This window comes from Flavobacterium aureirubrum (assembly GCF_038739835.1).
GTDB classification, from domain to species: Bacteria; Bacteroidota; Bacteroidia; order Flavobacteriales; family Flavobacteriaceae; genus Flavobacterium; species Flavobacterium aureirubrum.
This window is the reverse complement of the sequence record NZ_JBCGDO010000023.1, coordinates 13,938-26,931: the sequence shown is the minus strand read 5'-3', so window position 1 is coordinate 26,931 and position 12,994 is coordinate 13,938. Positions and strand designations below refer to the sequence as shown.

At 34.0% G+C, this 12,994-nt stretch carries 11 protein-coding genes and 1 pseudogene; 4 read left to right on the top strand and 8 right to left on the bottom strand.

All coding sequences use genetic code 11. The features are described from left to right. Positions 1-187: 187 nt before the first annotated feature. From WFZ85_RS13790 to gcvP, 3 genes are all read right to left on the bottom strand, one after another. Positions 188-1,582, bottom strand: coding sequence for a Fic family protein (locus WFZ85_RS13790; RefSeq protein ID WP_342696871.1), 1,395 nt, complete (start codon positions 1,580-1,582; stop codon positions 188-190). Positions 1,583-1,778: 196 nt separating this feature from the next. Further along, positions 1,779-1,985, bottom strand: coding sequence for a globin family protein (locus WFZ85_RS13785; RefSeq protein ID WP_342696870.1), 207 nt, complete (start codon positions 1,983-1,985; stop codon positions 1,779-1,781). An 80-nt stretch (positions 1,986-2,065) separates the two neighbouring features. After that, positions 2,066-4,909: an aminomethyl-transferring glycine dehydrogenase gene (gcvP, locus tag WFZ85_RS13780; RefSeq protein WP_342696869.1), complete on the bottom strand. Its 2,844-nt coding sequence runs from the start codon at positions 4,907-4,909 to the stop codon at positions 2,066-2,068. 300 nt (positions 4,910-5,209) lie between these two features. Between gcvP and WFZ85_RS13775 the strand changes: the two genes are divergently transcribed. The 4 genes and pseudogenes from WFZ85_RS13775 to WFZ85_RS13765 all read left to right on the top strand — a co-directional run bounded on the left by WFZ85_RS13775 (position 5,210) and on the right by WFZ85_RS13765 (position 9,483). Then, on the top strand, positions 5,210-5,671 hold the full coding sequence (locus WFZ85_RS13775) for a lamin tail domain-containing protein (protein ID WP_342696868.1): 462 nt from the start codon (positions 5,210-5,212) through the stop codon (positions 5,669-5,671). A gap of 81 nt (positions 5,672-5,752) precedes the next feature. Continuing rightward, positions 5,753-6,178: pseudogene (locus WFZ85_RS16475) on the top strand (FN3 associated domain-containing protein); the annotation flags it as partial. A gap of 6 nt (positions 6,179-6,184) precedes the next feature. Next, a complete protein-coding gene (locus WFZ85_RS13770; RefSeq protein WP_342696867.1) occupies positions 6,185-8,557 on the top strand; it encodes a CotH kinase family protein in 2,373 nt (790 codons plus the stop codon). Positions 8,558-8,667: 110 nt separating this feature from the next. Next, positions 8,668-9,483 (top strand): UbiA prenyltransferase family protein, encoded by an 816-nt coding sequence (locus WFZ85_RS13765; protein ID WP_342696866.1) that lies wholly within the window; start codon positions 8,668-8,670, stop codon positions 9,481-9,483. Here the strand turns inward: WFZ85_RS13765 and WFZ85_RS13760 are convergent. From WFZ85_RS13760 to WFZ85_RS13740, 5 genes are read right to left on the bottom strand one after another with little or no spacing between them, the layout of a single operon-like run. Continuing rightward, positions 9,460-9,918, bottom strand: coding sequence for an SRPBCC family protein (locus tag WFZ85_RS13760; RefSeq protein WP_342696865.1), 459 nt, complete (start codon positions 9,916-9,918; stop codon positions 9,460-9,462). The genes WFZ85_RS13765 and WFZ85_RS13760 overlap by 24 nt on opposite strands. A 2-nt stretch (positions 9,919-9,920) precedes the next feature. After that, positions 9,921-10,361 (bottom strand): hypothetical protein, encoded by a 441-nt coding sequence (locus tag WFZ85_RS13755; protein ID WP_342696864.1) that lies wholly within the window; start codon positions 10,359-10,361, stop codon positions 9,921-9,923. Positions 10,362-10,414: 53 nt separating this feature from the next. Then, positions 10,415-12,442: a M3 family metallopeptidase gene (locus WFZ85_RS13750; protein ID WP_342696863.1), complete on the bottom strand. Its 2,028-nt coding sequence runs from the start codon at positions 12,440-12,442 to the stop codon at positions 10,415-10,417. Positions 12,443-12,472: 30 nt separating this feature from the next. Next, a complete protein-coding gene (locus WFZ85_RS13745; RefSeq protein WP_342696862.1) occupies positions 12,473-12,760 on the bottom strand; it encodes a type II toxin-antitoxin system RelE/ParE family toxin in 288 nt (95 codons plus the stop codon). After that, entirely contained in the window at positions 12,760-12,987 is a 228-nt protein-coding gene (locus tag WFZ85_RS13740) for a hypothetical protein (RefSeq protein ID WP_342696861.1), read from the bottom strand. Before WFZ85_RS13740 ends, WFZ85_RS13745 begins: the two co-directional genes overlap by 1 nt. Between the last annotated feature and the right edge of the window lie 7 nt (positions 12,988-12,994).

Genomic DNA, 12,994 nt, shown 5'->3' with positions numbered 1-12,994 from the left:
TTTTCTTATTTAATTGGTTTTCCGTTTTCGTTCCGCCAAACTGACAGCTAACGTTTAATTGCTTGATATTGTGACGGTTTATGGAAAGTTTTTTTCCATAACCAACCAAGCGAAGTTATGAAAAGTAAACAAACAATTTAAAGAAAAACTAGCCATGAGTTTTAGCAAGTGTTAGGCAATCGCCATATTAGATATTATACTTTTTTAAGGTTTCATTAAAATTTCTAGACTTTATAAAATTTTGCTTTTTCTTATTGACTTGAATTATTTCTAAAAAGCCAAGTTCAACGAGAGTTTTTAAATCTGTTCTAGCTGTATAGTTCGATATATTAAATCTCGATTCAATTTCTTTTGTATTAAAAACTCTATCGCCATCATCATTCATAATTTTAAGTATTTGAGATGTTCTATCGTTAACATTTGGAATTTTTATGAACTTTGCGGCTTGGAACACTTCTCTTTGTTTTCTACTTATATATTCTTTTAATGCATCATATGCTTTTTCCATAGTTTTTATATGGTAAGTTATGAAATACCCTAAATCATTCTGATCATTTTCGGTATATAAATATGCTTTTTCATATTGAGTTTTTGTGTCTTTAATGATTCGTGATATTGATAAGTATTCAGTTAACCAATATCCTTGTTTTAACATATACCAATAAAACAACGCTCTTGCAGTTCTTCCATTACCATCGGTAAATGGGTGAATCCAACCAATCATAAAATGAATAATACAGCCTTTTATAATTGGATGAATAAAAGTTTCGGTATCAGAATTGCAGAAATCACATAAATCTTTTATTAGTACATTTAATTCCTCTTTTAGTGGAGGCGTATGAACAATTTCACTATTTGAATAATCTAAAACATGTACTTCATCATTATCTCTAAATTTTCCTTCATCTTCAAAATCTTCTAATGTATTATTGGATATTAATTTATGTACATATAAAATTTTCTCTGGAGTAATATCTTCATTTTTATGCTGAACAATGTGTTTCATAGTAATGAAGTTATTCATAATCATTTGTTCAGATTTATTTTTAGGTTTTTTTTCTTGTTGAATTATTTCCTTTGCTTTCTTCCGAGTAGTATTTGCACCTTCCATTTGACTACTAGAGATTGCTTCTTCCATGATTGAACTAATTACGAATTTAGTTTTATCTGTTTCAGCTATTCCGATGTTACTTCCTAATGTACCTCCAATATGTAAATCGAATTGATGTAATGTTCTTTGCATATAATCGGTTATCATATAACTAAAGACATGATTACCAAATTTTAAATTGTTACTTCTTATATAGCGAAATAATTTTACAGCATTCCATAATTCTTCTGATTTACAATCTGTTGATTTATACTTAATTTTATCCCAATAAAGATAATCGTCCTGGATGCTTTTTAGTGTTCCATTACTCTGAAATTTAATCATTAACGAAATAGTATCATCATTTTTAATGTATGGTGGAGCAGTTTCAATCATATTCAGTTTATCTTTTTTAAAACAAAAATAGTAAAAATTGCGAGATTTTGATAAAATCTCGCAATTTTTACTATTTGGTTTCTCATGGTGTTGCATAACGTTTCGCCTTTAGTTTGCATTAAAATATATAAACAAAACTTTGATTCAACAATTACTATTTCTGATGAATCCCATGCCTCGCCATTTCTTGAAACCGCTGTGTTTGTTGCACAACTCCAACAAATATCCCAAAAAACACTTGCAAAAAAGTATAGAAAATGGTATTTTTAAACCATGCAAGGACGAAAAGAACTCAGCCCAAAAATGCTCTACCAAGTTCATCTACAGGACTTAATTCCCAAGCACAATTTCTATAGATTGCTTGATAAAGCAAATGTTTTTCTATTTTAATCTTCACCACATCAGTAAAGATGTAGCTGATTTTTTCATCGGCTAACAGTTTTTTATAAAACTCATCAACCAGTAGGTATAAATCGTCTTGGTTTTGAATGTCGTTCATAGAAGTAAAAATTAAATCCCAAACTCTCCTTTATTATTGCAGGCTGGAATTTGGGATTTTTATTATTCAAATTTAAATTTTTAAATATATGCTTCTATGGGAGCGCAACTACATACTAAATTTCTATCACCATAGGCTTCGTCAGCACGACGCACTGTGGGCCAGAATTTGTTTTCTGCAACATAATCCAGCGGGAATGCGGCTTGCTCACGAGTGTAAGGATAAATCCATGTATCTGCCGCGACCATCATTAAAGTATGGGGTGCATTCTTTAAAATATTATTTGGATTTTCTATCGTAGCCGATTCAATTTCTTTTCTAATTGAAATCATTGCGTCACAAAAACGATCTAATTCTTCCAAGTTTTCACTTTCTGTAGGTTCAATCATCAAAGTTCCTGCCACTGGGAAAGAAACTGTGGGTGCGTGAAATCCATAATCCATTAATCGTTTGGCGATATCGGTTACTTCAATTCCTTTTTCTTTAAAAGGACGACATTCCAAAATCATTTCGTGTGCCGCGCGACCCATTTCACCACTATATAGCGTATCATAATGACCGTTTAATTTTTCTTTAATATAGTTGGCGTTTAGAATGGCTACTTCGGTAGCTTTTTTCAAACCTTCTGCGCCCAGCATACAGATATAGCCATAAGAAATTAAACAAACTAAAGCAGAACCCCATGGCGCAGCAGAAATGGCCGTGATAGCCTGTTCGCCACCCGTTGGAATTACAGGATTTGTTGGTAAAAACGGCACTAACTGAGGAGCAACACATATGGGTCCTACGCCTGGTCCACCACCACCGTGAGGAATGGCGAAGGTTTTATGAAGATTTAAGTGACACACGTCTGCGCCAATAGTGGCTGGATTGGTCAATCCCACTTGTGCATTCATATTGGCACCATCCATGTAGACTTGTCCGCCGTTATCGTGAATGATTTGGGTAATTTCTCTAATCGCACTTTCAAAAACACCGTGAGTGGACGGATAGGTAACCATCAAACAGGATAGATTGGCTGCGTGTAAAATGGCTTTTTCTCTTAAATCTTCTACATCAATATTTCCGTTATCCAATGTTTTTGTAACCACTACTTGCATTCCGGCCATGGCAGCCGAAGCCGGATTGGTGCCGTGTGCCGATGACGGAATTAAAGCAATATTTCTGTGGTAATCACCGCGCGATTGATGATAGGCTCGGATAACCATTAAGCCGGCATATTCGCCTTGTGCACCAGAATTGGGCTGTAATGTGGTTCCGGCAAAACCCGTAATTACATTAAGCTGTTGCTCTAATTTGGCCAACATTTCTTGATAACCTTGGGCTTGGTCTAATGGTGCAAACGGATGAATGTTGTTCCATTGTGCCATGCTTAAAGGTAACATTTCTGAAGCGGCATTTAATTTCATTGTGCACGAACCTAGCGAAATCATTGAATGGTTAAGGGCTAAATCTTTACGTTCTAACATTTTGATGTAGCGCATCAAAGCCGTTTCTGAATGGTATTTATTGAAAACATCGTGCTGTAAAAAGTTTGATGTTCTTTCTAAACTAGCAGGAATTTGATTTCCGTTTTGCAATTCAGAGATAGTAGTAGCTTGTTTTCCATTGGCTTCCGCAAAAATTGCAACTATTTTATTTAAATCAGCAATGCTGGTAGTTTCATTTAACGAGATGGAAACGGTATTCTCATCGATATAATAAAAGTTTACTTCATTTCTTTCCGCAATGGCTTTCACATTTTTGGCTGCTGTTTTCACAACTATAGTGTCAAAATAAGCTGTATTTATTTGATATAAACCAAGTTTTTCCAACTCGTTTGCCAAAGTCACTGCCGATGCATGTACTTTATTGGCAATATATTGTAAGCCTTTCGGACCATGATAAACGGCATACATTCCTGCCATAACCGATAATAAAACCTGTGCGGTACAAATATTTGAAGTGGCTTTGTCGCGTTTGATGTGTTGTTCACGAGTTTGTAACGCCATGCGAAGGGCACGATTGCCGTCAGTATCCACGGTAACACCAATTATTCTTCCTGGCATGGAACGCTTGTATTCTTCTTTTGTGGCAAAATAGGCAGCATGTGGACCACCATAGCCTAACGGAATTCCGAAACGTTGTGTAGTTCCAAGAACCACATCGGCACCCATTTCGCCGGGTGAAGTCAGTTTTACTAAACTTAAAATATCAGCGGCAACAGCTACTTTAATTTCGTTGGCTTTTGCTTTGGCAATAAAACCAGCGTAATCATAAACTTGCCCAAATTTTCCCGGATATTGAAGAATGGCTCCATAAAAGTCATTCGAAAAATCGAATTCTTCATGATTTCCTATGACCAATTCTACGCCAATAGGAGTAGAACGCGTTTGTAGTACCGATAAGGTTTGTGGTAAAATTTCTTCAGAAACAAAAAATTTATTCACGTTATTTTTCTTTTGCTCGCGCGAACGAACGTCAAAAAGTAGTGCCATCGCTTCGGCAGCAGCCGTACTTTCGTCAAGAAGTGAAGCGTTTGCAATTTCCATTCCGGTGAGTTCGATAACCATCGTTTGGAAATTAAGAATGGCTTCTAAACGACCTTGTGCTATTTCTGCTTGATAAGGAGTGTAAGCAGTGTACCAACCCGGATTTTCAAAAATATTTCGCTGAATAACCGCTGGAATTATCGCTTGGTGATAGCCTAAACCAATATAGGATTGGAACATTTTATTTTTATCACCTAGCTTTTTGATGTGATTTGCAAACTCATATTCCGTCATGGCTGGTTCTAAATTGAGCGCTGATTTTAAACGAATATCATCAGGTATTGTTTCAAAAATTAGTTGCTCCATTGTTTCTGTACCAATAGTTTTCAACATCTTTTGTAGGTCATCTTCACTTGGACCTATGTGGCGTAATGCAAATGCGTCTGTTCTCATTAAATGATTTTTCTAATGTTAGTTTAGTTGTGTTTTGTAGTGAAGAAATCTATACAATTTCAGCGGTACAAAAGTAACCAATACTATTGTAATGATTAGTTAAACAATGTCTAATATTTTATGATATTTTATTAACTAAAGTTGTTGATTATTAACAACGAACCTACTAAAAATAAACCGGTCCTACTTCTTGATTTTGGCATCCGTCGAATAAAAAGTTGGTTTAAACGATTTTATGAAAAATTAGTAAACTGTTTTGACCTAAATTTCTACTTTCGACAAAAATTTTAAATAATTATTATGATGAGAGCACTATCATTATTTGCATTATTGTTCATTTCCTTTAATATTAATTCACAAAATGTGGTCATCAATGAAATCATCACATCCAATTCGACAGTACTTACTGATGAAGACGGGAGTTATGAAGATTGGCTTGAATTATTTAACCCTACAGCATCGCCCATTAATTTGCAAGGTTATGGATTGACTGATTTATCTTCAAATCCTTTTCAATGGGTTTTCCCTGAATACTGGATAGAGCCAGGAGAACATTTATTAATATGGTGTTCAGGTAAAAACAAAACCGATAGCAATTTCCCACTTCATACTAATTTTAGAATTAGCGCAGCAGGAGAAACTATCACCTTAACCCATCCCAATACAACAATAGTAGATAGTTATGCTCCCATAATTATCCCTCAAAATTATTCCTATGGAAGACAAACAGACGGTTCATCAACCTTAGTTATTTTTCCTTAACCAACACCAGGTGAAAGCAATACCACAACGGGATATAATGAAGTTTTATCGCCACCAACATTTTCTGTTGCAGGTGGATTTTTTTCAGAAAGTTTTAACTTAGCAATAAGTCATCCTGATCCTACTGTTACGATTGTTTATACAACTGATGGTTCAGATCCAAAAATTGATAATCTTAATGGGACAACCTATCAGTATAAAAATAAATATCCAATTGATCTTGGTCAACTTCCTATTGATGAGTTTTTTACTAATAGTTTTCAATCGTTTCAATATACAACACCTCTGACTATCGCGGATAGAACAAGTCAGCCTAACGATATTTCTACTATTTCATCCACTTTTGATTTTGATCCTTCTTATTATATTCCCGATTATTCTATCTTTAAAGCTACTGTTGTTCGTGCTAGAGTATTTAAAGCGGGTGCATTAGAAAGCAAAATTGTAACGCAAACTTATATCGTTTCTCCAGAAGGAAACCAGAAATTTAGTATTCCGGTAGTATAAATCAGTGTGGATGAAAATAAATTTTTTGACTACAACGATGGGATTTATGTAGCAGGTGTTGATTTTGATAATTGGAGAGTAGCTAATCCAGATATTGGTGCCTTGTATTACTCAGAGTCAAACTATGACCGCTCAGGCGAAGCTAAAGAACAAGTTGGACATTTTAATTATTTTGTAAACGGAAATGAAGTTTTAAATCAGCAAGTTGGTATCCGAATCAATGGTGGCGGTTCTCGTGCTTTTCAAAATAAGTCATTACGATTATATGCAAGACCTGAACTGGGTGCGGCTACATTTAATTACCCAATTTTTTCCGGTGAAAGCTATAATAGTTACAAACGTTTGGTTTTAAGAAATTCAGGAAATGATTTTTTTAACACCTATTACAAAGATGCTTTTACACACGAACTAATCAGAAAAACTGGACTTGATTTTCAATTATATCAACCGTCTGTTGTTCTTTTAAACGGTGAATATTGGGGAATGTTAAACATTAGAGAACGAATGGATAGACATTATTTCGAAAGAAAGTATGGTATTGTTGAGGCTGATATCGAAGTTATTGACGATGGTTATCAGGTAGATGAAGGAAGTGGTGACCATTTCGAGGCGATGTTTTCTTATTTAGAAAATAATTCATTGGCAGATGTTTCTAATTATAATTACATTAAAACACAACTCGATGCCGATAACTTCAGAGATTATTTTATAACCAATATTTTTATTCAGAATACGGATTGGCCAGGATGGAATACTCTTTTCTGGAGAAAAAACACCACATTTAATCCTCAAGCCGCTTATGGAAATGACGGACGATGGAGAACAGCAATCAAAGATACTGATGCAGGTTTTAGTTTAATGCTTGATATTAATGACCATAATACATTAGAATTTGCAACCGCTACTGGCGGAACGGAATGGCCAAATCCTGAATGGTCAACTTTGATAGTAAGACGACTATTAGAGAATGCCGAGTTTAAACTTAGTTTTATTAACCGTTTTGCAGATATGATGAACACCTATTTTCTACCTGAGCGAGTGATAGGTGTTTCCAATCAATTTGCGTCTGTAATTGAACCCGAAATTCAAGAACAAATCAACCGTTGGTCTGCACCTTCAAGTTACACTTGGTGGCAACAAAGTCAAGACGTAATTGAAAATTTTGCAGCTGTCAGACCAAATATTCAAAGAGAACATATTCGAACTAAATTTGGTATCACAGGTGACATCAATGCAACTTTAAATGTAAGCGATGCAACTCACGGATTTGTAAAAATTAATACGGTCGAAATCAATTCATCAACTCCAGGTGTAGCAGCCAATCCATATCCTTGGACAGGAATTTATTTTCAAGAAATTCCTATCACGTTAAAAGCAATTCCCTTGCCTGGATATCGATTTACCAATTGGAGTGGTGATTTTACAGGAACATCAGATGAAATTACGATTACTACATCATCAAATTTCACTATCACTGCAAATTTTGAAGCCGATGTTCCAGTAGCCGTAGAACAACCTATTTACTTTTGGGTTATTGATAGCTCAGTGGTAAATGATACACCATTGACCAGCTTAAATTCAACATTTGAATTACCGGCAGAAGGTGTACTGGAATATCAATCTTGCTTAGAAGGTTATCCATTTACTAGTACAAGTCCTTTATGGAGAAAAGCTTCCATGGAAAGGAGAAATAGTCCAACCGAAATAAATTATATCGCTGAGGCAAATAATAATGTTCCTTTTGCTTCTTCTAATATGAGAGGATTACAAATCAAACAACCATTTCAAAATGGCGAAAGAGAAAACGCAATGATTTTTAATTTATCTACTGTAGGATTTAAGGATGTAAAATTTGCTTTTGCAGCAAGAAATGAGTTAGCAGCAGATGGAATTATTGTAGAATATTCAACTACCTCAGGATTGCCAAACTGGACAACTACAGGATTAACAGAATCATTACTACCATTAGTACCGTCATACCAATTATTCAATATCGATTTTTCTAGTATTGATGCAGTCGAAAACAATCCAAACTTTAAAATTAGATTGCGTTTTTCTGGAACAAACATGACTGCAGATTTAGGTAACAGAGTAACGTTCAATAATTTTAGTTTAAAAGGAGTGGCGTTGACTTTAGACGTCAATACAAATGAACGATTGAATTTTAAAATATTCCCGAACCCTGTAAATGACATAATCAATATTGTTCATTCTTATGAAAATGTAAATTATAAATTATTTAGTTTTGACGGTAAGTTGATTAAATCTGGTGTGCTAGAAACATCTGAACTAAATGTTAGTGAATTAAGTCCAGGAATTTATATGGTTCAATTTACAACTGATGGAAAATCAGAAGTTAAGAAGATTATCAAAAAATAATTTTTAGTTAGATAAAAGTTATCCTTTAGTCAACACTCAAAGGAATAGATGAAAATTAAAACTAATTTTGTCTATTCCTTTGAGTGTTGTTTTTTTACCTATTATATTGATTGAAAACACTTAAAAAAATAGTTGATTTTTATATTAATAGCAGCATTCACGTGGCATTGTCTGTTTATGCTTTGACACGATTAACAGGTTGCTTGTTTGAAATTGAATTAATAGAAAGCGTTTCTTCGTTTGCCTTTTTTGGAACCATCGTAGGATATAATTTTGTCAAATACGATGCGTTAGCTCGAAGTCAAAAACTCGAAATGCGGTTGGAGTTGAAAGCAATTGCAGTTTTGAGTTTCTTCTCTTTATTGATGGCAGTGTATTGTTTTTTATGGCTCGAACGAAATACACAATTCATTGCATCAGTGTTTTTGGGTATAACCTTGTTGTACACATTGCCTTTTTTCCCAAATCGAAAAAATGCTCGAAATTGGGCTGGAATAAAAATTTATATCGTGGCTTTGTGTTGGGTTGGCGTGACGCTTTTTCTGCCGATAATCAATTCTAATTTACCTTTTACCCATTATGTTTTTTTGGTGGCAGCACAACGATTTATCTTAATTTTTGTGCTGATTTTAATTTTTGAAATTATCGATTTAAGATTGGATGATCCACATTTAAAAACCGTTCCGCAACAAATTGGCGTAACCAAAACCAAACGAGTAGGAGTTGTGTTGATGGTTTTGTTCGTGTTATTAGAATTTTTATCGACTGATTTTAAACTAGAATTTTTTGCTTTGAAATTAGCTTTGGCACTAACAACGATTTTGTTTTTGCTGTTTTCTAATGAAAATCGTTCACGATATTATGCTTCTTTTTGGGTAGAAAGTATTCCGATTTTTTGGTGGTTATTTTTGGTTGTTTTCAGCTAATTCTTTTAAAACGCTATTTCGTTCATTGATAAAATTGGTTAAATGTTTTTTTAGAAAAAGAACATCAAATAATTTTCCAAAAATGCCATATGGCGTTTGATACTCAATTTTATCAATCATCATTATAAATCCGTTTTCTTCGATAAAGGAATGTTCGTGTTTGAACGATTTAAATTTTCCCTCAACCATTTCATCCACAAAATAACTTGGAATTTCCATTGCTGAGATAATGCTTTTGTGCGTTAAGTAAAACCCGAAATGTTTGCCTCGCCAAGTAACAGTTTCACCCTTATTGATTAAACCTGAAGTAATTCCATCAATAGCCGTTTCATTAGATTTTGCTGTAGAAAGTTTGTGAACATCAATGTTTCTTGATAAGTCAAAAATTACTTGCTTGGATGATTTAATTTTTGTGGAAAGATGTATTGTAGTCATTATTACAATTTATAATATCCAATCAAATTATGAATGAACAGTAATGTGTTTACAACTGCAAAAAGTACAAAAAGAGTATTCATAAAATAACTTCCAACTTTAAATAAAGTACGTTTCGGAATATCATACATTGGATAATAGGCAATTTGAGTTGCTACTTTACCGACCCAATATGCTGCAATTAATCCGGTTAATGCAACGGCTAATGCGGATTGTTCTTTTAATTCGTTTGTAAATAAAATGGCAATTAATCCGAATGAAAAGTTCAATCCCTGAATATATCTTCCGTAGGTTTTTGCAATTTCTTGATTAAGTGGTTTCAATTGTTTTACATCATTATACCAATCAAAAACTTGATGACGGATATATGGATAAATCAATGCGGTAAATATTTGACCAATACCACTAGTGATGATTAGCCAGTTTGGGACAATGAAGTTCATCGTTTATCTTTTTTTTGGTTTTTGAACATCAAAAATTCTAAAATTTATGAAATCTAAATCAATCCAGCACGTTTCAACAACGCATCCGCTTTCGGTTCTTGACCACGAAAACGTTTATACAATTCCATTGGCAATTCGGTTCCACCTTTCGAAAGTACGTTATCTTTAAATTTCGTAGCTACTTCTTTATTGAAAATACCTTGTTCTTGAAAATACGCAAACGCATCAGCATCCAAAACTTCAGCCCATTTATAACTGTAATATCCAGACGAATAGCCACCAGCAAAAATATGCGAAAACGAAACACTCATACAATTTTCAGCAACATCAGGATATAATGCTGTACCTTCAAATGCCGCTTTTTCAAACGCTTTTACATCAGTAATTTCGGTTGGATTATTACTGTGAAAAGCCATATCTAAAAGTCCGAAACTCAATTGACGCAATGTTGCCATGCCTTCTTGAAAACTTGCACTTTCCTTGATTTTTTCAACATACTCTTGCGGAATAATTTCTCCGGTTTCGTAATGTTTGGCAAATAATGCCAACGCTTCGGGTTCGTAACACCAGTTTTCCATAACTTGGCTTGGCAATTCCACAAAATCCCAATACACTGACGTTCCAGACAAACTTGGATAGACTGTGTTGGCTAACATTCCGTGTAATCCGTGACCGAATTCGTGGAATAATGTTGTTACTTCGTTGAAAGTAAGTAAAGATGGTTTTGTTTCGGTTGGTTTTGTAAAATTACAAACGTTGGAAATATGCGGACGTTCGTTTTTCCCATCTTTTATGTATTGCGATTTGAAACTCGTCATCCAAGCGCCATTTCGTTTTCCTGGTCGTGGAAAAAAGTCGGCGTAAAAAAGGGCTACTAATGCTCCAAATTCGTCTTTTACTTCGTAAGTGGTAACTTCTTGGTGGTATTTATCGATGTCAAAAACTTCGGTAAAGGTTAATCCGAATAACTTATTTGCAATGGTAAACGCGCCATTCAAGACATTTTCCAGCTTAAAATAAGGTTTTAGTTTTTCATCATCCAAATTGAATAATTTCTGTTTCAATTTTTCAGAATAGTACGCGCCATCCCATTTTTCTAATTTTTCAATTCCGTCTAATTCCTTTGCAAATGCTGATAATTCAGCAAATTCACGTTCGGCAGCAGGTTTTGCTTTAACCAATAAATCATTTAAAAACGATTTAACTTTTTCAGGATTTTGCGCCATTCGTTCTTCTAAAACAAAGTGAGAATGGGTTTCATATCCTAATAAATTGGCTCGTTCAAAACGTAATTTTGCAATCTTTAATGTAATTTCTTGATTGTCAAATTCGTTGTTTTGAAACGCTTTTTTGCCAGCAGCAATAGCGATTTCTTTTCGCAGTTCACGATTTTCAGCATAGGTTACAAACGGCAAATAACTTGGAAAATCTAACGTAAAAATCCAGCCGTCCAATTCTTTTGCTTTGGCCAATGAGCGTGCAGCTTCAATTGTTCCTTCCGGTAAACCTTTTAAATCATTTTCATTTTTTATATGCAACTGATAATTATTGGTTTCTGCCAAAACATTTTCGCTGAAAGTCAGTTTTAGTTTTGCGAGTTCAGTATCGATTTCACGAAGTTTAGCTTTTTTTTCTTCTGATAATAAAGCACCGTTTCTGGAAAAACTTTTGAATTTTTTGTCTAGTAAAGTCGCTTGCTCTGCAGTAAGATTTAATGTGTTTTTCTGCTCGTAAACCGATTTTATCCTTTTGAATAAATCTTCATTCAAAGTAATGTCGTTACTGAATTCAGTCAATAATGGCGTTACTTCTTGAGCGATTTTTTGCATTTCGTCACAAGTTTCAGCCGAATTCAAATTAAAGAAAATCGATGACAATCGGTCTAATGCATCACCAGAAAAATCCAATGCTTCAATCGTGTTTTCGAATGTTGGAGCTTCTGGATTGTTGATAATAGCGTCGATTTCTGCTTTTGCTTTCGCAATGTTTTCGATGAAAGCAGGTTTGTAATCGTCCATTTTAATTTGAGAAAATGGAGCAGTATCGTATTTTGTATTGAATTTTTGTGTTAGTATCTTCATTGCTCGCAAAGGCGCAAAGGCGCAAAGTTTTTAAAGTTTAAAATTTTCTAAATCTTGATAGGTATTCCAAAAACGAAGTAATTCAATTGTATTGGAATTTATTTTGTAATAAAGTGTTATTTGTTTTGTAATCACCACTTTATTGACGTTTTTATAGTTTGTAGAAGTGAATTCAATATTGTTTTTGTCTAATAAAGCAATAGTGTAGTCAACCTTGTCGATAAAATTCACAACATCTTGAAATGTCCATTCAGCTTCAAGATAATCAATATTTTGCCAATAGTCTTTTTTAGCTTGCGGCGACCAAACAACATGCATTATTTGAAATACTTTGAATAGCGACTTCTAGTTTCTTCCATAACCATATTATGAGCAACTCCTTCATTGTTTTCTAATGAATAAATGGCTTCATCAATAGCTGCTTTTTGCTTTTCGGTTAAAGTGGATTTCGATTGTATCAAACGTATAATTTCTTCAATCAACTTGGGATTTTCAATATCCAAAATAACTTTTGCTAACTCAATTTTAGAGTTTTGAATATTCATGGCTTCT